This is a genomic window from Magnetospirillum sp. (assembly GCA_027532905.1).
GTDB lineage: Bacteria > Pseudomonadota > Alphaproteobacteria > CACIAM-22H2 > CACIAM-22H2 > Tagaea.
Window position 1 is genome coordinate 1317078 of the sequence record JAPZUA010000001.1, and the last position, 20084, is coordinate 1337161.

The 20084-nt window shown below is 63.0% G+C and carries 19 protein-coding genes; 12 read left to right on the top strand and 7 right to left on the bottom strand.

What is annotated here, in order from left to right:
• The first annotated feature begins 32 nt into the window (after positions 1–32).
• The 4 genes from acnA (at position 33) to O9320_06385 (ending at position 3936) form a co-directional block, all read left to right on the top strand.
• The gene (acnA, locus tag O9320_06370; GenBank protein MCZ8310457.1) at positions 33–2720 is read left to right on the top strand and encodes an aconitate hydratase AcnA; all 2688 of its coding nucleotides are present in this window, start codon (positions 33–35) and stop codon (positions 2718–2720) included.
• Between the two features lie 54 nt (positions 2721–2774).
• A complete protein-coding gene (locus O9320_06375; protein ID MCZ8310458.1) occupies positions 2775–3218 on the top strand; it encodes an MAPEG family protein in 444 nt (147 codons plus the stop codon).
• A gap of 73 nt (positions 3219–3291) precedes the next feature.
• Positions 3292–3573, top strand: a complete 282-nt coding sequence (locus O9320_06380; protein ID MCZ8310459.1) for a type II toxin-antitoxin system RelE/ParE family toxin — start codon at positions 3292–3294, stop codon at positions 3571–3573.
• Between the two features lie 66 nt (positions 3574–3639).
• Positions 3640–3936, top strand: coding sequence for a HigA family addiction module antitoxin (locus O9320_06385; protein MCZ8310460.1), 297 nt, complete (start codon positions 3640–3642; stop codon positions 3934–3936).
• 15 nt (positions 3937–3951) lie between these two features.
• Here O9320_06385 and O9320_06390 read toward each other — a convergent pair whose 3' ends face one another.
• Positions 3952–4230 (bottom strand): hypothetical protein, encoded by a 279-nt coding sequence (locus O9320_06390; protein ID MCZ8310461.1) that lies wholly within the window; start codon positions 4228–4230, stop codon positions 3952–3954.
• 155 nt (positions 4231–4385) lie between these two features.
• Here O9320_06390 and O9320_06395 point away from each other — a divergent pair, with 155 nt between their 5' ends.
• Positions 4386–4985: a hypothetical protein gene (locus O9320_06395; GenBank protein MCZ8310462.1), complete on the top strand. Its 600-nt coding sequence runs from the start codon at positions 4386–4388 to the stop codon at positions 4983–4985.
• Positions 4986–5021: 36 nt separating this feature from the next.
• Here O9320_06395 and kynA read toward each other — a convergent pair whose 3' ends face one another.
• The 5 genes from kynA to O9320_06420 all read right to left on the bottom strand — a co-directional run bounded on the left by kynA (position 5022) and on the right by O9320_06420 (position 10560).
• Positions 5022–5849, bottom strand: coding sequence for a tryptophan 2,3-dioxygenase (gene kynA, locus O9320_06400; protein MCZ8310463.1), 828 nt, complete (start codon positions 5847–5849; stop codon positions 5022–5024).
• A 17-nt stretch (positions 5850–5866) separates the two neighbouring features.
• Complete coding sequence (gene kynU / locus O9320_06405; GenBank protein MCZ8310464.1) at positions 5867–7150, bottom strand: kynureninase; 1284 nt, start codon at positions 7148–7150, stop codon at positions 5867–5869.
• A gap of 58 nt (positions 7151–7208) precedes the next feature.
• Positions 7209–7703, bottom strand: coding sequence for an Hsp20/alpha crystallin family protein (locus tag O9320_06410; protein ID MCZ8310465.1), 495 nt, complete (start codon positions 7701–7703; stop codon positions 7209–7211).
• A 109-nt stretch (positions 7704–7812) separates the two neighbouring features.
• Positions 7813–9681 (bottom strand): molecular chaperone HtpG, encoded by a 1869-nt coding sequence (gene htpG / locus O9320_06415; protein MCZ8310466.1) that lies wholly within the window; start codon positions 9679–9681, stop codon positions 7813–7815.
• Between the two features lie 72 nt (positions 9682–9753).
• Positions 9754–10560: a phosphodiesterase gene (locus O9320_06420; GenBank protein ID MCZ8310467.1), complete on the bottom strand. Its 807-nt coding sequence runs from the start codon at positions 10558–10560 to the stop codon at positions 9754–9756.
• Between the two features lie 42 nt (positions 10561–10602).
• Here O9320_06420 and O9320_06425 point away from each other — a divergent pair, with 42 nt between their 5' ends.
• From O9320_06425 to O9320_06455, 7 genes are all read left to right on the top strand, one after another.
• Positions 10603–13059 (top strand): helicase-related protein, encoded by a 2457-nt coding sequence (locus tag O9320_06425; GenBank protein ID MCZ8310468.1) that lies wholly within the window; start codon positions 10603–10605, stop codon positions 13057–13059.
• Positions 13060–13082: 23 nt separating this feature from the next.
• The gene (locus tag O9320_06430; GenBank protein ID MCZ8310469.1) at positions 13083–13337 is read left to right on the top strand and encodes a S4 domain-containing protein; all 255 of its coding nucleotides are present in this window, start codon (positions 13083–13085) and stop codon (positions 13335–13337) included.
• Between the two features lie 89 nt (positions 13338–13426).
• Positions 13427–13768 (top strand): ferredoxin family protein, encoded by a 342-nt coding sequence (locus tag O9320_06435; GenBank protein ID MCZ8310470.1) that lies wholly within the window; start codon positions 13427–13429, stop codon positions 13766–13768.
• Between the two features lie 417 nt (positions 13769–14185).
• Positions 14186–14710: a CarD family transcriptional regulator gene (locus tag O9320_06440; GenBank protein ID MCZ8310471.1), complete on the top strand. Its 525-nt coding sequence runs from the start codon at positions 14186–14188 to the stop codon at positions 14708–14710.
• Positions 14711–14841: 131 nt separating this feature from the next.
• On the top strand, positions 14842–15675 hold the full coding sequence (locus O9320_06445) for a hypothetical protein (protein ID MCZ8310472.1): 834 nt from the start codon (positions 14842–14844) through the stop codon (positions 15673–15675).
• A gap of 123 nt (positions 15676–15798) precedes the next feature.
• Positions 15799–16683, top strand: coding sequence for an RNA polymerase factor sigma-32 (locus tag O9320_06450; GenBank protein ID MCZ8310473.1), 885 nt, complete (start codon positions 15799–15801; stop codon positions 16681–16683).
• 339 nt (positions 16684–17022) lie between these two features.
• Positions 17023–18306 (top strand): hypothetical protein, encoded by a 1284-nt coding sequence (locus tag O9320_06455; GenBank protein MCZ8310474.1) that lies wholly within the window; start codon positions 17023–17025, stop codon positions 18304–18306.
• 360 nt (positions 18307–18666) lie between these two features.
• Here the strand turns inward: O9320_06455 and O9320_06460 are convergent, their stop codons facing one another.
• Positions 18667–20082, bottom strand: a complete 1416-nt coding sequence (locus O9320_06460) for an ATP-binding protein (protein MCZ8310475.1) — start codon at positions 20080–20082, stop codon at positions 18667–18669.
• Positions 20083–20084: the final 2 nt, after the last annotated feature.

Below are 20084 nucleotides of genomic sequence, written 5' to 3' on the forward strand. Positions count from 1 at the left end.
CGACGCCGCTCGCAAAAGGGGGAGATTTGCTCGTGCCCAGTTTCGGACAAGATACGCTCAAAACGCGCCGCACCTTGACGGTCGACGGCAAAAACTACAGCTATTTCAGCCTTGAAGCGGCTGCGGCGGCGGGCCTCAACGGCATCGAGCGGCTGCCCAATTCGCTCAAAGTTCTGCTCGAGAACCTGCTGCGCTGGGAAGACGGGCGCACGGTCACGACCGACGACGTCAAAGCCATGGCGGGCTGGCTTGAGGCGCGCAAATCCACGCGCGAAATCGCCTACCGCCCGGCGCGCGTGCTGATGCAGGACTTCACCGGCGTGCCGGCCGTGGTCGATTTGGCCGCGATGCGCGACGCGATGGTCGACATGGGCGGCGACGCCAAAAAGATCAATCCGCTGTCGCCGGTCGATCTCGTGATCGACCACTCGGTGATGATCGACAATTTCGGCAAGGCCGACAGCTTCGCCAAGAACGTCGCCCTCGAATACGAGCGCAACGGCGAGCGCTACGCCTTCCTGCGCTGGGGGGCTGCCGCCTTCTCGAATTTCCGCGTGGTTCCGCCCGGCACGGGCATTTGCCACCAGGTCAATCTCGAATACCTCGCCCAGACCGTCTGGACGCAGGACGGCGACGGCACCACCTACGCCTATCCCGACACGCTCGTGGGCACCGACAGCCACACGACGATGGTGAACGGCATGGCCGTGCTCGGCTGGGGCGTGGGCGGCATCGAGGCCGAAGCCGCGATGCTGGGCCAGCCCGTGTCGATGCTGATCCCCGAAGTGGTCGGCTTCAAGCTCACCGGCCGCCTGCGCGAAGGCATGACCGCGACCGACCTCGTGCTCGTGGTCACGCAGCTGCTGCGCAAAAAGGGTGTCGTCAACAAATTCGTCGAGTTCTACGGCCCCGGCCTCGACACGCTGTCGCTGGCCGACCGTGCGACGATCGCCAACATGGCGCCCGAATACGGCGCCACCTGCGGCTTCTTCCCCGTCGACAAGGAAACGATCAACTATCTGAACTTCACCGGCCGCGATCCGGCGCGCGTGAAGCTCGTCGAAGCCTACGCCAAAGCCCAGGGCATGTGGCGCGACGAAAATTCGCCCGACCCGGTCTTCACCGACACGATGGAACTCGATATGAGCTCGGTCGAGCCGTCGCTCGCAGGCCCGAAGCGCCCGCAGGACCGCGTGCTGCTGTCGGCCGCCAAAGCCGGCTTCGAAAAAGCGCTGCCCGAACTCACGAGCCCCAAAAACGCCAAGGACGGCGTGAAGGTTTCCTCGGGCGGCTACACGCTCAAGAACGGCGACGTCGTCATCGCCGCGATCACTTCGTGCACGAACACGTCGAACCCGGCGGTCCTCGTGGCCGCAGGGCTGCTCGCGCGCAACGCCGTCGCCAAGGGCCTCAAAGTCCAGCCCTGGGTCAAAACGTCGTTCGCCCCCGGCAGCCAAGTCGTGACCGACTATATGCTCGCGGCGGGCCTGCAAGCCCCGCTCGACCAGCTCGGCTTCACGCTCGCGGGCTATGGCTGCACGACCTGCATCGGCAATTCGGGCCCGCTGCCCGACGCCGTCGCCGAAGCGATCGATGCCGGCGACTTGACGGTCACGGCCGTTCTGTCCGGCAACCGCAATTTCGAAGGCCGCGTGCATGCGCAGGTGAAGGCGAACTATCTCGCCTCGCCGCCGCTCGTGGTGGCCTACGCGCTGGCAGGCTCGATGCTGAAGGACCTCACGACCGAACCGCTCGGCATGAGTACGGACGGCCCGGTGTACCTCAAGGACGTGTGGCCCTCGAACAAAGACGTCGCCGACACGATGCGCGCCAATCTCACCGCCAAGATGTTCCGCGACCGCTACGCGAACGTCTTCCAGGGCGACAAGAACTGGCAGAGCATGGGCACCTCGGCAGGCCTCACCTACAAATGGCAGCCCGGCTCCACCTACGTGAAGCATGCGCCCTATTTCGAAGATCTGCCCAAGGAAGCGGGCGGCTTCTCGGACATCAAGGGTGCGCGCCCGCTCGCCATCCTCGGCGATTCGATCACGACCGACCATATCAGCCCGGCCGGATCGATCAAAAAGGACGGCCCCGCCGGCAACTATCTGATCGAGCACCAGGTGCGGCCCGACGATTTCAACTCGTTCGGCGCCCGCCGCGGCAACCACGAGATCATGATGCGCGGCACGTTCGCCAATATCCGCCTCAAGAACGAGGCGGCACCGGGCACGTCCGGCGGCATGGCGCGGCTGATGCCGGAAGGCAAGGTCATGTCGATCTACGATGCGGCCGTCGAATACAAGGCGCGCAACACGCCGCTCGTGATCTTTGCGGGCAAAGAATACGGCACCGGCTCGTCGCGCGACTGGGCGGCCAAGGGCACGATGCTCCTGGGCGTCAAAGCCGTGGTCGTCGAGAGCTTCGAGCGCATCCACCGTTCGAACCTCGTGGGCATGGGCGTGCTGCCGCTGCAGTTCCCGGAAGGCACCACGCGCCAAACCCTCAAGCTCGACGGCTCCGAGACGGTCGATATCGCGGGCATTGCGGGTGGTATTTCGCCGCGCATGACGATCAAGATGACCGTCACGCGCGCCTCGGGCGAGAAGTTCGACGTCGATCTTCTGTGCCGCATCGACACGCTCGACGAGGTCGAATATTACCGCCACGGCGGCATTTTGCCGTACGTGCTGCGCGGCCTGCTCAAAGCCGCGTAAGCAACGTGGCCTAGGCCGAAACGACAAAAGCCCCGAACGCAAGTTCGGGGCTTTTTGTTTGGTGTCGCGCTTGCAGCCGCCAAAGACGGCGGCTATACCGCGACCATGACGCTTGAAATCGTCCCGATCTATGCGGCCGTGCTGGGCCTGCTCTATCTGGTTCTGAGCGGGCGCGCGATCCGCGCGCGGCGGACCGCACGCAAAGCGATCGGCCCCCTGGGCGACGACGCCCTCGAGCGGCGTGTGCGCGTGCACGCGAATTTCGCCGAATACGCACCCTTCGTGCTGCTGCTGCTGGCCTTCGCCGAAATCCGCGAAGCACCCGCGGGCCTCATCCACCTTGCCTGCGCGGGCCTCGTCGTCGGACGACTGTCGCACGCCTGGGGCGTGTCGCAACTGCCCGAGAATTTCCGCTTCCGCATCTACGGCATGATGGCGACGTTCTTCGCCCTCGTCGTCGCCGTCACGCTGCTGCTGGCGTCGTATCTGTTCGGCTGAAACATTCGCGCAAGATGCGTTGCGGCGTCGGCGAAGCTTGACGGGGCAAGTGTTGCGTGATACGTAACACGCAATGATCGAGAGTTTTCGATGCCGCCGCACGGCACTCGTATTCTCAGGCCAAGTCCCGAAAGGCTTTCCCGCCGACATTCTGGCGGTCGCGCGGCGCAAGCTTCGCATGCTCGATGCGGCGATCCGCCTCGACGATCTGCGCATGCCACCCGGCAATCGTCTCGAGGCGTTGCCCGGAAATCGCCAAGGGCAACACAGTATTCGCATCAACGACCAATGGCGGCTGTGTTTCGTGTGGCACTCCGGCAAAGCACACGATGTTGAAATTGTCGACTATCACTGAGAGAGGGGCACGCGAACGATGGCCAAGAAGAATAAGACGATCTCTCGCGGCGATCTTGATGCCGGCATGCTCGACCTCGCTTCGGATGCGACAGGCGAACGCCTTCCGCTCGTATCGCCAGGCGAGGTGCTGCGCGCGGAGTTCCTGGCACCGCTCGGCATGTCGGCGCGCGCCCTTGCGCGCGAGATCGACGTGCCCGCCAACCGCATCACCGAGATACTCAACGGCGTGCGTGCGATCACGGGCGACACGGCGCTGCGCTTGGCCGAACGTTTCGGCGTATCGGCCGAATTCTGGATGAATCTGCAATCGGCGCACGACCTCGAGAAGGCACGCCAGCGCCGCACCAAAACGGCCGCGTGACGCGCACGCGCCTCGCTAAAGCGGGATGCCGCCCTGCGGGCCGGACGGGGCGGGGGCGGGCTTGGCCAGGCGCGGCGGGTTGAGGCGGCGGATCGTGATGTTGCCGTCGGCGTCCATTTCCGGTGCCGCATATTGCGGCAGGTTCGCGATCATGGCGCCAAGCGCTTGGATCATCATTGCGATCGCCTCGCGCGCCAATTGCTCGGGCGGTACGGCCTCGCTCGGATTCTGTGGCTGGGCCGCAGCAGGCACGGCGAATAGCAAGGCAGCAATCAGCAAAGCTTTGGCGCGCATCTCGAACCCTCCGTCGGTTCGCCTGCACAACGCCGCACGTGCTTGCGCTATTCCGCGAAGACTAAGCCCCCATACGGCACGCAATTTACCTTTGGTTTAACAATCTCTATGATCGTAGCCTGTTCGAGGCTATGGAGCAGCGATTGGGCCTAAAAATGACCTATCGGCGTAGTTTTACAAGGCGACCGACGCTCGGCCTTCGGTATCACCTATTCGGCCTTGCCCTTCCGACTTTTCTGACGGTGTACTTTCTAGTTTGTGGTGAACTGATCCTGTCACGGCCAGAGGGCTTTGCCGTCCTGTGGTGGATGCAGGTCGTAAAGGGGTCGATACCAGGGGCGGAAAAAACGATCCACGCGTTCGCGAAGGTCGGCGTCGCACCAGCGCGCTTGGACTATGCTTCTCATGCGTTCGCGCTTTTTGTCTTCGCCGTTATGTTCAACAGCGTTATCCAAGTTTTTCTGGGCTTTAGGATCAAGCTCAACATTGGAAACGTAAAACTCAACCATGATGGCCTTCGCAAGGATTTGCGATTGGACCCCAAGATCTACTATTTTTTGTTGTTTGTGCTTTTTGCCGGATTTGCCTTCTATTTTTTGTATCTTGGATTCACGCCCAGTTCGTCAAGAAGGAGCATTGATTTGCACGGGTTTCGAGGCTTAGGTTCGACGCTCTTGCTCGCAATGATATGTCAGTACTTTTCCGGCGCCATAGCGATGTACGTAATTGCGCTCGTTCGTCACAAGGCAATTTGAATCGTCTTTGATGAACGACCACAAGCGCCACCGCCTCTAAAGCCCCGTACGCACGTCCCACAGTTCGGGGAACAGGCGGATGTCGAGGAGCTTTTTCAAATAGCCGACACCGGCGGTACCACCCGTCCCGCGCTTGAAGCCGATCACGCGTTCGACGGTCGTCACATGCCGGAACCGCCATTGGCGCAATCCGTCTTCGAGGTCGACGAGTTCTTCGGCCAGTTCGTAGAGATCGAAATAGCGTTTGGTGTCGCGATAGACTTCCGCCCACGCGGCTTCGACCGAGGCGTTCGGCGCGTAAGGCTGGCGCCAGTCGCGCGACGTGGCCGCCGCATCGAGGGCAAAGCCGCGGCGGCCAAGCAGCCGAATCGCTTCGTCGTAGAGCGACGGCTCAGCCAATGCGTTTTCCAGCGTCGAAAGAATGTCGGCGCGATGGCGGTGGGCGGCGAGGAAGCGCGCATCCTTGTTGCCGCACATGAATTCGATGAGACGGTACTGGTAGCTTTGGAAGCCCGAGGAATGGCCGAGGGAGGCGCGAAACGCGCTGTATTCGCTGGGCGTCATCGTCGCCAGCACGTCCCACGCCTGGATGAGCTGCGCGAAGATGCGCGCCACGCGTGCCAAGCCCTTGAAGGCGGGGCCGAGATCGTCGGACGCGACGCAAGTGCGCGCGCGTTTCATCTCATCGATGACGAGCTTCATCCAAAGCTCGCTCGTCTGGTGCTGCACGATGAACAGCAATTCGTTGGGATCGCCCGACAACGGCTTCTGCGCGCCCAGCAAAGAATCCAGCGACAAATAGTCGCCATAGCTCATCGACGCGGCAAAATCCTTGTGGGCTGCGTCGGGCGTGTCGCCGGTCATGTTCTGCGCGGGGGCATTTACGTGACCGCAGCGCGAACCGCGTATTTGGGATCCTCGAAGGCGCGCGTTTCGATCACGTCGGCGAGATTGGCCGCCGCATCCCACACATCGACATAGCGCAGATAGAGGGGGGCGAAGCCGAAGCGCATGATGTCCGGCATGCGGAAATCGCCGATCACGCGCCGCTCGATCAGCGCCTGCACGATCTCGTAGCCCTTTGGATGGCTGTAGGAGAGCTGGCTGCCGCGCTTGTCGAAATCGCGCGGGCTCACGCGCGCGAGGCCGAGCTTTTCGCCGACCGAATCGATCAGGATGCGGAAAATCTCGGTCAGGGCTTCGGATTTCGAGCGGATGTCTTCCATCTTCCAGCGCAGCATCGCATCCACGCCGCATTCGAGCGTGCGCAGCGACAGGATCGAGGGCGACGACACGATGGCGCGCTGCATGCCCTCGGCCGGGCGAAAGTCGGTTTCGAACTTGAACGGGGCGGCATGGCCGAGCCAGCCTTGGAGCGGCTGGCGGAAGCTCGCCTGCAGACGCGTGGCCACGTAGAGAAACGCCGGCGCGCCCGGCCCGCCATTCAGATATTTGTAGCCGCAGCCAACTGCGTAATCGACGTCACATCCCGTGAGGTCCACCGGCAAGGCACCCGCCGAATGGGCCAAGTCCCAGATCGCGAGTGCGCCCTTGGCGTGGGCCGCACGCGTGATCGCGGCCATGTCGTGCAGTTCGCCGGTGCGGTAGTCGACATGGCCCAGCATCACGGCGACCGTGTCGTCGTCGATCGCTTCGACAAGCTCGGATACCGTATCGAAGAGCTTCAGCTTGTGGCCCTGGCCCAATTGCTTGAAGAGCCCGTCGGCCATGTAGAGGTCGGTCGGGAAATTGCCGCGATCGGAGAGGATCGTGCGCCGCTTGGGCCGCTCGGCCACAGCGGCCGCCACGAGCTTGTAGAGATTGAGCGAGGTCGTATCGCACGCCGCGACGGTACCTTCGGGTGCGCCGATCAGACGGCCGATCTTGTCGCCGAGCGTGAGCGGCAACTGCATCCAGCCGTGTTTGGTCCAGCCCGCGATGAGGTCTTCGCCCCATTCCTGGCGCATCGCTTCGAAGATGCGGTTGGGTGCAAGGCGCGGCAGCGGGCCCAGCGAATTGCCGTCGAGATACACAAGGCCTGCGGGCAAAAGGAAATGGTCGCGCGCACGGCCCAGCGGGTCGTTGGCGTCCATGGCTTTGGCGTCGGCGCGGGTTGGCGCTTCAGACGGAAAGGGCGAGTGGCGGTCGAGCGAGGCTTGCGGCATGGCGTCAATAAAGCCTCGCTCGGGCGCGAGATTCAATAGGCTTGAAGAAGGCCTGCCCTCAACCGGATTTGACCGCGACTTTGATCGCCCGGCGCTCGGCTTCCACGGGGCGCGGCACGAGAACGTGCAGCACGCCGTTTTCGAAGTGCCCTTCGATGCGCGCGGGATCCACGTCGAACGGCAATTCGAAACGCCGCACGAACTTGCCGTAGGCACGTTCGCTCAGATGCGTGCGCTTGCCGCCGCCCGGATCGTCTTTTTCGACCGTTCGCTCGGCTGCAACCGTCAGCACGCCGTCTTCGATCTCGACCGCCACGTCCTTGGGGTCGATGCCGGGCAGATCGAATTGGAATTCGACGCCGGCGTCGGTTTCGCAGACCTCGGCGGCCGGGCTCAAAAAGGCCGCCGCCCCGACCGGCGGGGCGGAAAAGCCGCGCGTGAAATCGTCGAACATGCGGTCCATTTCGCGGCGCATGGCCGCAAACGGATCGCGCGCGGCCGGTGCGTTCGCCGAAACGCCGCGCGCATTGGGCAGCAGCGGTCTGAAATCCATAGCATTCCTCCTTCGGGATCGATGCGCGAAGCCCCGGCCCGCTTGGAAAAAAGGGGCCGGAAGCGAAGCGCATTATCCGCCAAGGCGGCGCTGCCCGATATGATCTAGGTCAAGCGGCGGCGAATCCGGCGGCAAGCGTGCTCGCGAGGCGCTTGGCGAAGGCGGACGGGTCGTCGAGCTTGTCGCCTTCCACGATGCGCGCCTGGTCGAACAGCAGTTTCGCCACTTCGCTCACGCGGGCCTGCACGGCCGTGTTGTCGCCCTGCTCGCGAAGCTTGCGCGCCAGCGCCTGGATCAGCGCGTGCTCGGGGTTGAGCTCGAGGATGCGCTTGGCGGCCGCACGCAGCTGCTTGTGCTGGCGCAGCATGCGCTCCAAATGGATATCCATGTCGCTGTCGTCGGCCACCAAGCACACGGCACTTTCGGCCAGACGCTGGCTCGCGCGCACGTCCTTGACGTCGTCGCCGAGGGCGAGCCGGAACAGCGCCACCAACGGGGCGATGTCGGGCGTTGCCTCGTCTTTCTTGGCATCTTCGGGCTTCTCGGCTTCGGCGATCTTGTCGAGATCGGCGGAGCCGCGCGTGACGGAGGCGAATTTTTTGCCCTCGAAATCGGTCGTCTGCGCGATCCAGAATTCGTCGACGGGGTCGGACAGCAGCAGCACCTCGATGCCGCGCTTGGCGAACCCTTCGAGATGCGGGCTGTTGGCCACCGTCTTCGCGTCGTCGCCGGCGATGTAGTAGATCGTCTCCTGGCCCGGCTTCATGCGCGCAACGTAGTCGGCAAGCCCGACCCATTTGTCGGGTGCCGTCGTGGTGCGGAAGCGGGCGAGCGACAGCACGCGGCCGCCGTTTTCGGCATCTTCGAAAATGCCTTCCTTCATCGCTTCGCCGAACGAATCCCAGAAGACGGCGTAGGAATCGGCATCGTCCTTGGCGCGCTTTTCGAGCTCGCCCAGCACGCGCGCGGTAATGCCCTGGCGGATCAGGCGCACGACCGGATTGTTCTGCAGCATCTCGCGGCTCACATTGAGCGGCAGATCTTCCGAATCGACCACGCCGCGCAGGAAACGCAGATAGCGCGGCACCAAACCCTCGGGCGCTTCGTTCACGAACACGCGCCGCACATAGAGCTTCACGCCGTGCTTGCGCTCAGGCGCAAACAGATCGAATGGCCGGATGCCCGGCACGTAAAGCAGTGCGGTGTATTCGATCTTGCCCTCGGCCCGCCAATGCAGCGTGCCCCAGGGTTCGTCGAACCCGTGCGAGAGATGGCGGTAGAACTCCGTGTGCTGTTCGGCCGTGACTTCGTTTTTGGAGCGCGTCCACAAAGCCGAAGCGCGGTTCAGCGTCTGGTCGCCGAGCTTGATCGGGATTGCGATATGGTCGGAATAGCGGCGCACGATTTCGCCGAGCTTGTCGGCGTCCAGGAACTCGGTGGCGTCGTCCTTGAGATGCAGGCGGATCGACGTGCCGCGCTTGGCAAGCTCGATCTCGTCGATCGTGTAGCTGCCCTTGCCGTCGGACTCCCAGCGCCAGCCAGCATCGCTGCCTGCTTTGCGCGATTCGACCGTGACCTTGTCGGCCACCATGAAGGCCGAATAGAAGCCCACACCGAATTGGCCGATCAGCGGCATATCCTTGCGCTGGCCCGCATCGAGCGCCTTCACGAAAGCGGCCGTGCCCGAACGCGCGATGGTGCCCAGATTGGCCACGAGATCGTCGCGATCCATGCCGATGCCGTTGTCGGCGATGGTCAGCGTTTTTCCGCTCTCGTCGGCCGTCAGGAGCACGGCGAAATCCGTATCGTCGCCGGCAAGCGCTGCGTCCTGCTGCGCCAGAAATCGCAGCTTGTCGCAGGCGTCGGACGCGTTCGAAATCAGTTCGCGCAAAAACACCTGGCGTTCGCTGTAGAGCGAGTGCGCGACGATCTCGAGCAGGCGGCTCACTTCCGCCTGGAATTCGTGTTTTTCGGTCATCGGTAGCTCCGGATGGTCTTGTTTTGCCGGGCTATCTAGTCGGGCTCTGCGGCCGAATCAAGAGAGCCTGCATCAGCCCCACGGAAACGGGATCGTCTCCCGGTCGCCGGTCGTGGCGAGCGTGTGGCTGACGATGCCGGTCTCGGCCGTCCAGCGATGCAGTTGCAGCCCCGGCGGCTCGAAGGTGAAACCGCCCGCCGAGTCCGCGCGCAGATCGAGTGCAATCTGGTGCGCGGTCGAGGGGCACACGGACGCGATGGTGCCGGCAAAGCGCACTTGGATCGCGCGATGCACATGGCCGCAGACGACGCGCTCGACATTCGGGTAGCGCTTGACGATGGCGGCCAAACGCCCGTCGTCGCGCAAGCCCATCTTGTCCATGTGCGCGATACCGGTCGCAAAAGGCGGGTGATGCTGAAAGATCAGCGTCGGCTTCGCCCCGCACGCCGCAAGCGTTGCGTCGAGCCAAGCGGCACGCGCGTCGCAGAACGTGCCCCACGGCTTCTTGGGCTCGGACGTATCGACCGCCACAAGGCGCACCGGATGATCGTCGACCGCATAATGGAAGAAGTCGCCCTCGGCCACACGATCGCCGCCGGCATGCGGGAACGCGGCCTTCAACGTCGCGCGCGCGTCGTGGTTGCCGGGCACGACAAGCAAGGGCGCTTTGAGCGGTGCGAGGATCTCGCGCAGGAGCCCGTATTCGACGGCCGAACCGCGCTCGACGAGGTCGCCGGTGGCGAGCACGATGTCGGGCTGCGGGTCGAGCGCGTTCAGCACGGCGACGGCCTTGGTCAGATACGACACGGTATCAACCTTGCCGTAGGCGAATTTGCCGTCGGTCTGGATATGGAGGTCTGATATCTGGGCGATGAGCATGGCTTGAATTCGCCCGGCAGGCGGGCAAGAGTCAAGGTCGCGATGCAAGACTCCAAGGTTACGGCCGTCTTGGGGCCGACGAATACGGGAAAGACCTTTCTGGCGGTCGAGCGCATGCTGGGCCATCGCACCGGCATGATCGGCTTTCCGCTGCGCCTGCTGGCGCGCGAAAACTACGAACGCATCGCAGCCTCCAAGGGCGCTTCACAAGTCGCCCTCGTCACCGGCGAGGAGCGCATCGTGCCGCCCTATGCGCGCTGGTTCGTGTGCACGGTCGAGGCGATGCCGATCGAGCGCGAGGTGGGGTTCCTTGCCGTCGACGAAATCCAGATGATCGCCGACCGCGAGCGCGGCCATGTCTTCGTCGACCGGCTCCTGCATGCGCGCGGGCGCAACGAGACGATGTTCATGGGGGCCGAATCCGCCCGGCCCTTGATCCGGCGCCTGGTGCCCGAGGCCGAATTCGTCGTGCGCCCGCGCCTTTCGACGCTTACCTATGCGGGCCCGCGCAAGATCACGCGCCTGCCCAGGCGCAGCGCCATCGTCGCGTTTTCGGCCGCCGAGGTTTACGAGATCGCCGAGCTTGTGCGCCGCCAGCGCGGCGGGGCGGCCCTCGTGTTCGGCGCTTTGAGCCCGCGCACGCGCAACGCGCAGGTCGCCATGTACCAGTCGGGCGACGTCGACTATCTGATCGCGACCGACGCGATCGGCATGGGCCTCAACATGGATATCGACCATGTCGCGTTTGCGGCGACGGCGAAGTTCGACGGCCGCCATATGCGAAGGCTCCTCGCGCCTGAGCTTGGCCAGATCGCCGGGCGTGCCGGCCGCAACATGACCAACGGCACCTTCGGCACCACGGCCGATGTGGGCCCGCTCGACGCCGATCTTGTCGAAGCGATCGAGGAGCACCGCTTCCCGCCCCTCACCCATTGCTATTGGCGCAATTCCGATCTCGATTTCCGCACGCTCGACGGGCTGCTCGAAACGCTCGACAGGCGAGCACCTTGGCCCGAGCTCGTGCGCGTGCGCGATGCCGACGACCATCTGGCTTTGCAGGCGCTGGCGCGCGATGCCGACATCCGCGCTTTGTCGCGCGGGCGTGTGGGGCTGCTGTGGGAGGTGGCACGCATCCCCGATTTCCGCAAACAGATGGCCGACACGCATCCGCGCCTGCTCGCCAAAATCTTCGGCCATCTTGCGGGGCCCGCGGGCCGCCTGCCGCAGGATTGGGTCGACCGCCAAATCGAGCGCATCGATTCGGCCGACGGCGATATCGACAAATTGCTGCAGCAGATCTCCGCCATCCGTACCTGGACCTACGTGTCGCACCGACCCGACTGGATCGCCGATGCCGAGGGCGTGCAAGCCCGTGCCCGCGCGGTCGAAGACCGTTTGTCGGACGCGCTGCACGAGCGGCTCACGCAGCGCTTCGTCGACCGGCGCAATGCCGTCATCGTGCGCAAACTCGCCGACGGCAGCGAATTGCTGGCGGCCGTGACGGCGTCGGGCGACGTGCTCGTCGAAGGCATGCCCGCCGGCAAGCTCGACGGGTTCGAGTTTCGCCCCGACCCGTCGCTCGATATGGGCGTGGCCGCGTTGCGCGCGGCCGCCAACCGCGCCTTGCGCCGCGATGTGGGCTTGCGCGTGCAGAAATTCGTCGCCGACGACGATGCCGCGTTCACGCTGCTGCCGGATGCGCGCATCGCGTGGCACGGCCAGCAAGTGGCAAAGCTCGTTGCCGGTACGGAAGCGCTTGCACCCGAAATCCAGCTTGCGCGCGCCGATCTGCTCGAGCCTGCACACCGGCAGGCCGTTTCGCGCCGTTTAGCCGAATGGCTGCAGGCCTGGCTCAAACAGCATATGGCCCCGCTCCTGCGCCTCAAGACCGAGCCGCTGCCCGCCGCCGCACGCGGTCTTGCGTTCGAGCTTGCGGCGTCGCTCGGTGCCATCGCCGCATCCGACACGACGATTGCCCTCGACAGTCTCGACCGCACCGCGCGCGGGCGCCTTGCCTCGATCGGCGTGCATGTCGGCGTGCGCGCGGCCTACGTGCCCGCACTTAAAGACCACGCCGCGACGAAGCTGCGCGCCCTGCTGTGGTCCATTCATCGCGGCAGCGAGGGCGTGCCGCCGCCGCCGGGCAAGCTCAGCGTGCCGCGCGCCGACCAGCCGCCGGGCCTGATGGCCGCGTGCCTCTATCTGCCGGCCGGCCCCTTGTTTGTGCGCGCCGACCGGCTCGAAAAGCTCGCCCAAGCGCTGCTGCAAACCGGGCGCGCAGGGCCGTTTGCGCTCGATCCCGCTTGGGCCAAGCTCGTCGATTGCGAGGCGGCGACGCTGCCGGCGGTCGCGGTATCGCTCGGCTATCGCCTGCAGCAGGGCGAAAACGGACCGATGTTTGCAGCCCATCGCGGCGGGGCCGCGAGGCGGCGCCCGAGGCCCACGCCGGGCGATGCCGCGTCGCCCTTTTCGGTCTTGTCGGGGATTGCGCGCAAATGAACGGCGAAGAAACACCAGACCGCATGCGCGCCGACAAATTCCTGTGGATCGCGCGCTTCTTCCGCTCGCGCGCACAGGCGCAAAGCGTGCTCGAAGCGGGCCGCGTGCGCTGCCGCGGCCGCATCCTCGACAAGGGCGACGCTGTCAAACAAGGCGACGTTCTCACCTTCACGCAAGGCGACAAGCTGCGCACGGTCGAGATCCTGGGTTTCGCGCCCAAACGCGGCAATGCCGCCCAGGGGCAAGCGCTCTATCGCGATCTTTACGAAGCGGTTTGACCCTGCTGGGCACAGGGTTGCCGAGGGCGAAGGGCTATGCTACCCGAACAGTCGGAACCGGTGCGTGCGTAAAGGCCAGAGAGAGCGCGATGACCTATATCGTCAACGACAACTGCATCAAGTGCAAATACACCGACTGCGTGGAAGTGTGCCCGGTCGATTGCTTCTACGAAGGCGAGAACATGCTCGTCATCAAGGCCGACGAGTGCATCGATTGCGGCGTGTGCGAGCCCGAATGCCCGGCCGAAGCGATTCGCCCCGACACCGACCCCTCGGCCCAGCCCTGGATCGCCATCAACACCGAGTACGCCGAGAAATGGCCGAATCTGCGTCGCAAGAAAGATGCGCCCGCCGATGCCGATTCCTGGAAGGGTGTTGAGGGAAAGTTCGACAAGTATTTTTCTCCTAAGCCTGGCTCGGGAAACCCATAAAAGTCGCGTTCCGGCGAAATTCAAGCCCTAAAGTCTCTCAAAAGGACCTTAGCCGTGCAAAAAACGCGCGGGTAAAGCGTGCTTTTTCGTCGTTTTTGTGATAGCTTAATAATCATCGGACTGTGGCAATTTCGTCGCAGGCCTCCTCCCCGGCAGGGGATCCCACGGGCCAGGATGCCCGCTTCTCGATCGCCGTTTTAGCTGTCCGGACAAAGGATTAGCTCAAATGGACAAGGGCCGATTTGCCAAACCGGCACATCGGAACGGCGGGGTTTTCGCCAATTCTCCCCGGAGAATAGGTGAAATAGACCCTCCCGAGAGCAGCGTCCGACGGTGTGTGGGGTTCGACGGCCGATTTACGAGTGGCACATTCCGGCCGGTTTTTTTCCGGTCGGTTCTGAAAGGAGCGGCTTTTCCATGACGCTACGCAAGACGACAGTGCGCGAAACCGACGATCTGGGCTTTGCCGTGGGCGACCACGTTGTCTACCCGACCCATGGCGTGGGCAAAATCACCGGCCTCGAATCGCAGGAAATCGCGGGCACCAAGCTGCGTCTGTTCGTGATCCAGTTCGACAAGGATCGCATGACGCTGCGCGTGCCGATGATGAAGGCCAAAACCTCGGGCCTGCGCCGTCTTTGCACGAAAAAGGAAATGCAGAACGCGCTCGCCACGCTGAAGGCACGCGCGCGCATCCGCCGCACCATGTGGAGCCGCCGCGCGCAGGAATACGAAGCCAAGATCAATTCGGGCGACCCCAAGGCGATCGCCGAAGTCGTGCGCGACCTGCACCGCAATGCCGGCCAGCCCGACCAGTCGTTCAGCGAACGCCAGATGTACCAGGCGGCCCTCGACCGTCTGGTGCGCGAATTCGCGGCCGTCGAAAAGATCACGGAAGAAGTGGCCGTGCAGCGCCTCGAAGCGATGCTGAAAGCCGCTTAAGTCCGAACGCAAGTTCAAGGGACCAAGCAGAAACCCCGCCGGGTCGAACCGGCGGGGTTTTTGTTTGGTGGATTAAGTTGGGGGGCTTTTTTGTTTGGGGCGGCGCGAGCGCGCACGTTAGCTTTGCGGCGATGGCTGCTTCTCCGCCCGCAAAATCGACCAGCGCTGCCCGCAACGAACGCTTCGCCGTGCTGCGCAAGGCCAAACGCGTGTGGGCGGTTTCGAGCATCCACGGGGCGGACGAAAAACTCGGGCGTCTGCACGAGGCGTTGGCCGAGCGCTGGCAAACCGGCGACCGGCTTGTCTATCTCGGCAATTGGCTTGGGCGCGGGCCCGGTATAGCCGCCGCCATCGACGAGATGCTGCGCATGCGCCGCGAGATCATCGCCCTGCCCGGTTTCTTTGCGGCCGACGTCGTGTTCCTGCGCGGCATGCAAGAAGAGATGCTGCAGAAATGCCTGCAGCTGCATTTTGCCGTCAATCCCGGCGAAGTGTTTTCCTGGATGCTCGACCAGGGCTTGGCCGCAACACTCGAAGCCTATGGGGCCGACATCCGTGCCGGCCTCGTCGCTGCGCGCGAAGGGGCAACCGCCTTGGCGCGCTGGACCGGCCTCGTGCGCCGCGGCCTCGATGCGAAGCCCGGCCACCGCGAACTCACGCTCGCAATGCGCCGTGCCGCCACCGACGAAATCGGCAAACGCCTGTTCGTGAGTGCCGGTCTCGATTTCGACCGCCCGCTCGAAGCCCAGGGCGATGCGCTGTGGTGGGGCGGGCGCGGCTTCGACAAACGCGACACGGCCTTCGAGAGCTATGCCCGCATCGTGCGCGGCTATGCCCCCACCCATCCGGGCAGTGCGGCGGGCCCCTTTACCCTCACGCTCGACGGCGGCTGCGGTTTCGGCGGCCCGCTTTTGGCCGCAAGTATCGGATCGGAAGGCGAAATTCTCGAAACAATTGAAGCCTGAACGGGGTTTTTTGGAATTCCTGTGATCCGACTTGTCGGGGGTTGCGTAAACCCCAAGACAGCCCGGCATTGGCGGGGCAAGACCTGGGGTTCGACCCTGGGCAGATCCGGAAAGTTCGTTCGAATGGCCCATTTCGACGACGCCCAGACCCAGCGCGACAATCTGATCGTGATTCGCCGCGCGATGAAAACCCCGATGCTCGAGCGCGCGCGCGAGATGGAGCTGGCGCTGGCCTGGCGCGAGACCGGCAATCAAACGGCCTTAGCCGAGCTCGTCGGCGCCTATGGGCGCATGGTCGTGTCGATGGCGCTCAAATTCCGCCATTACGGTCTGCCCGTCGGCGACCTCATCCAAGAAGGCAATATCGGCCTCATGCAGGCCGCCCAACGTTTCGAGCCGTCGCGCGACGTGCGCTTTGCCACGTATGCGCAATGGTGGATCCGCGCCGCGATCCAGGATTTCGTGCTGCGCAATTGGTCGATCGTGCGCACCGGGACCACCGCCGCGCACAAATCTCTGTTCTTCAATCTGCGTCGCCTGCGCGCCAAGCTCGACGATCCGTCGGCCGACCGCATGACGGATGCGCAGCGCAAGCAGATCGCGACCAGCTTGCGCGTCGATCTGTCGGACGTCGAAACGATGGAAGGCCGCATGTCGGCCGGCGACCGTTCGCTCGATGCCCCGGCCAGCGACGAAAACGAAAACGCTTGGGTTTCCGCCCTCGCCGACGACCGCCCGACGCCCGAAGAAACCACGATGTCGCTGCACGACGAAGACGCGCGCAAGAACCTGCTGCGCGCCGCCTTGGGCGACCTCAACGCGCGCGAGCGCGCCGTCATCGAAGCGCGGCGCTTGGGCGAAGACAACGTGACGCTCGAAACGCTCGGCGACCGCCTCGGCATTTCCAAAGAACGCGTGCGCCAAATCGAACACCGCGCCCTCATCAAGCTCAAGGAAGCGGTCGTGAAGCGCGTCGCCGACCCGAGCGATCTGTTCGCCGGCATGTGAGCGGGCGCGGCGGGGTTGGACGTCGGCGCACGCTTCAAATACGTCAAATGAAGCTAGCGCGCTGCCGCCTAAGGCCGTTTCTTGGTTTTTGACCGCATCACAGGCGGCGTGGCGAGGCACCGTGGTTTTTCTTCGAAGTGTCGGTTGAGCCCCGCTTCGAGTTCGTCGCTCGTTAACTCGACATACCGACCTTGTCGAGATCGTCGATACCCGCCTTTACCAATATCCTAAGCCGCGCAAGGCGCGCTTCCGCGTCATCTGGTTTGCGCTTGGGCATAGGAACCCTCCGTGTCGAAACACAATTAAGTATGGTGTCCCCGGAACCCCGGATTTGTAGCCATGGCCTGGAAAGGCAGGTTACCTTGCTGCTATCGTTGTCGGATCAACTTCGGGGAGGTTGAATTGCCCACACTAATTGAATTGCTGGGACCCGGCGGTCCTGCGGTTGACAAGTATACAATTGAACAAATTGTCGCGATATGCGGCGACGGTAAACTTCGCGATAAGAGCGCTTCATCCGATCAACTTAGGCAGTTTCTTTCTCAAAGGAGTACTGCTCAACTTGAAGCATATGCTCAGTATTGCCTTGAAGAGAAATTTGATCGGGGCGGGCTTGTTTTGCAAGACGTTATAAACGAGATAGGTCGTCGTCTTGGCTACCAGGTTCAAAATGGGCGCTACCGTGGTGCTCAAAACCAGATCGGGTTTGATGGTCTGTGGTTCGATGGCGCTGCATATCTTGTAGTAGAGGTAAAGACAACAGATGCGTATAGGATAAACCTAGATACAATTTGTGCATATAGTGAGAAGCTAAAGGATGCACAGATAGGCCCTGATAAAAAAGTAAACACTCTGGTCGTAGTTGGACGACAAGATACTGGTGACTTAGAAGCACAAGTTCGGGGAAGTCGGCATGCTTGGAGCGTCCGAATTATAAGCATCAACTCACTTGTGAAATTGATGTTCCTTCACGAGGAGTTAGATGATCCAAAGCTAGTTACTCAAATAAGGACGATTCTTCATCCATTTGAATACACTCGAGTCGATAACATCATCGATATGTTGTTTGATACCCAAAGGGAGGCAGACGAGGCGTTAACTGAGCCGCCAGAGATATTGTCTCAAGAGCAACTGCAGAAGCCTTCTGTCAAGCCGAAAAGATTTACGGCTGAGCTAACTCCAAAGATGGAGCTCGAGGCTAAGCGAGCAAAGATTGTGAACGCATTCTTTTTGCTACGAGGATCTCAAGCACACAAAAAGTCAAAAACGAACTTTTCTGATCTCGCAGGCGACCTTCGAGTGACTTGCGCCGTATCAAAACGATATGACAATGACTATCAACCTTATTGGTACGCTCTGCATCCTGCGTGGGTTGAATTCTTGAAGGAAGGTAAGCAGTCATTTTTTGTTTTAGGATGTATGGATCGCCGCGAAGCATATGCGGTGCCTTTTGCTGAGGTTGCAGCCCTTTTGCCGAGTCTCAACCAGACAGAAAAAGGTGATCGAAGCTATTGGCATGTTGCGCTGAACTTGGATGGCGGAAATCTGAAGTGGAACGTATCGCAGATTGGACGAAAGCTCGATTTGCACGAGTATAGGTTCGACCTTGATGTAGCTTCCTAGTTTCCTGACAGAGGCTGCCGGGTTTGCGATCTGCGGTGAACTCGCGGGACTAACGATATCTGAGCGCGCGATGCGCGGCCGAATACTGCGACCGATGCATCGAATCGGTGACACGGCGTCGAACCTGTGTTAGATTATAAGCACTGAAAGGAAGTTTAACCTTTCATGCGCTGTTTGACATCGTAAAGAAGTTTTTGGCGCGCTCGGCCATTTCGAGCGTTACGCGGATTTTCACGAAAACCGCGCGACGGTTTTATATAAATCAATGGCTTACCAAGAAAAACGTCGCGTCCATGTCGCGTGGACGTCGCGCGCATGTTGCATCTATGTTGCGTACGTGTTGCGCAGACGTTTCGCCTGTCAGTCGCCCGTCGCGCGGGCGTTTTGGGCGGCGGCTTGGGCGACCGGCAGATAGACCGAGAAGGTCGTGCCCTTGCCGATCTCGCTCGCAATGTCGAGCGCCCCGCGGTGGCGGTTGACGATGTGTTTGACGATCGCGAGGCCGAGGCCAGTACCCCCCATGTCGCGCGAGCGGCCGGCATCCACGCGGTAGAAACGCTCGGTTAGGCGCGGCAGATGCTCGCGCGCAATGCCCTCGCCGTCGTCGGCGACGACGATCTCGACATAGGTCTCGGCACGCGGCGCAAATCCGGCCGGCAGACGGGCGGCCACGCTTGCGCGCACGCGCACAGTACCTCCGCTGCGGCCGTATTTGATCGCGTTGTCGATGAGATTCTGAAACACCTGGGCCAGCTGGTCGCTGTCGCCGCGCACCGGCGGCAGGGCGCCGGCGATCTGCACGTCGAGGCCCGTATTTTTGGCCTTGGCGGCCAGCGTCAGCGAATCGAGCGTGGTCTGCAGCGTCTTGGCGATGTCGGCTTGCGTCGCGGGCGGGCTGTGTTCGAGCTCTTCAATCTTCGAGAGCGACAGCAGATCCTTGACGATGCGCGTCATGCGCTGGGTCTGCGCATCCATGATGCCGAGAAAGCGTTTGCGGGCTTCGGTATCGTCGCGCGCGGGCCCTTGCAGCGTTTCGATGAAGCCCGTCAGCGTGGCAAGCGGCGTGCGCAGCTCGTGGCTCACATTGGCGACGAAATCGCGGCGCATGCGTTCGGCCTGCTGCACGGCCGTCACGTCGGCGATCGCGACGAGGGCGGCGGGAGCCGTGCCCAGCGGGCGCGGCAAGGGCACCACGCGCACGCGCAAAGCGCGCTCGACCGAGCCCGCGAGGCGCGCTTCGGTCGCTTCCGGATGGCGGCCGGAGAGGGCTTCGGCCACCGCATCGAGCGTGCTGGGGTCGCGCAGATACGCCACCAGCGGCTTGTCTTCGAGGTCCGAGCCGAACAAAGCGCGGGCGGCCGTGTTGGCGCGAACGATGCGCTCGTCGCTGTCGATCTGCAGGATCGCGTAGGGCAATGCATCGACGATCGATTCGAGGGCCGCTTCGCTCGCCATCGGCTGGGCGCGCTCGGGCATCGCACGTTCGAGCTTGGCCACCGCCTCGGCCAAGGGGGCGGTCGGGCCCTCTTCCTGGGCCGTCGCCAAGGCATTCGGCGGATCGCCTTTGGCCAACGCCTCGAGCCGTGCGGCGTGCTGGGCCAAACGCTCGAGATGGCGGCGCACGAGCCAGCCCGTGCACAGACCCGTCGCGGCAATGGCGACCAGCGCCCACAGCCACGAAACCTGGTGGGCAACCGCAAAAACGACAAGCACGAGCGAGGCGGGTGCCGTCAACGCCAGCGTGGTCGTCCAGAAATCTTCGGGCGGACTGCGCATCG

What these genes read in the sequence shown, in the direction of transcription:
- O9320_06395 (MCZ8310462.1), top strand. Translation starts at nt 4,386, where the DNA reads ATGACCTATCGGCGTAGTTTTACAAGGCGACCGACGCTCGGCCTTCGG.
- O9320_06385 (MCZ8310460.1), top strand. Translation starts at nt 3,640, where the DNA reads ATGCTCGACCTCGCTTCGGATGCGACAGGCGAACGCCTTCCGCTCGTA.
- kynU (MCZ8310464.1), bottom strand. Translation starts at nt 7,150, where the DNA reads ATGCCGCAAGCCTCGCTCGACCGCCACTCGCCCTTTCCGTCTGAAGCG.
- O9320_06460 (MCZ8310475.1), bottom strand. Translation starts at nt 20,082, where the DNA reads ATGCGCAGTCCGCCCGAAGATTTCTGGACGACCACGCTGGCGTTGACG.
- O9320_06430 (MCZ8310469.1), top strand. Translation starts at nt 13,083, where the DNA reads ATGCGCGCCGACAAATTCCTGTGGATCGCGCGCTTCTTCCGCTCGCGC.
- O9320_06380 (MCZ8310459.1), top strand. Translation starts at nt 3,292, where the DNA reads ATGATCGAGAGTTTTCGATGCCGCCGCACGGCACTCGTATTCTCAGGC.
- O9320_06410 (MCZ8310465.1), bottom strand. Translation starts at nt 7,703, where the DNA reads ATGGATTTCAGACCGCTGCTGCCCAATGCGCGCGGCGTTTCGGCGAAC.
- htpG (MCZ8310466.1), bottom strand. Translation starts at nt 9,681, where the DNA reads ATGACCGAAAAACACGAATTCCAGGCGGAAGTGAGCCGCCTGCTCGAG.
- kynA (MCZ8310463.1), bottom strand. Translation starts at nt 5,849, where the DNA reads ATGACCGGCGACACGCCCGACGCAGCCCACAAGGATTTTGCCGCGTCG.
- O9320_06440 (MCZ8310471.1), top strand. Translation starts at nt 14,186, where the DNA reads ATGACGCTACGCAAGACGACAGTGCGCGAAACCGACGATCTGGGCTTT.
- O9320_06435 (MCZ8310470.1), top strand. Translation starts at nt 13,427, where the DNA reads ATGACCTATATCGTCAACGACAACTGCATCAAGTGCAAATACACCGAC.
- O9320_06425 (MCZ8310468.1), top strand. Translation starts at nt 10,603, where the DNA reads ATGCAAGACTCCAAGGTTACGGCCGTCTTGGGGCCGACGAATACGGGA.
- O9320_06450 (MCZ8310473.1), top strand. Translation starts at nt 15,799, where the DNA reads ATGGCCCATTTCGACGACGCCCAGACCCAGCGCGACAATCTGATCGTG.
- O9320_06445 (MCZ8310472.1), top strand. Translation starts at nt 14,842, where the DNA reads ATGGCTGCTTCTCCGCCCGCAAAATCGACCAGCGCTGCCCGCAACGAA.
- O9320_06420 (MCZ8310467.1), bottom strand. Translation starts at nt 10,560, where the DNA reads ATGCTCATCGCCCAGATATCAGACCTCCATATCCAGACCGACGGCAAA.
- O9320_06455 (MCZ8310474.1), top strand. Translation starts at nt 17,023, where the DNA reads ATGGCCTGGAAAGGCAGGTTACCTTGCTGCTATCGTTGTCGGATCAAC.
- O9320_06390 (MCZ8310461.1), bottom strand. Translation starts at nt 4,230, where the DNA reads ATGCGCGCCAAAGCTTTGCTGATTGCTGCCTTGCTATTCGCCGTGCCT.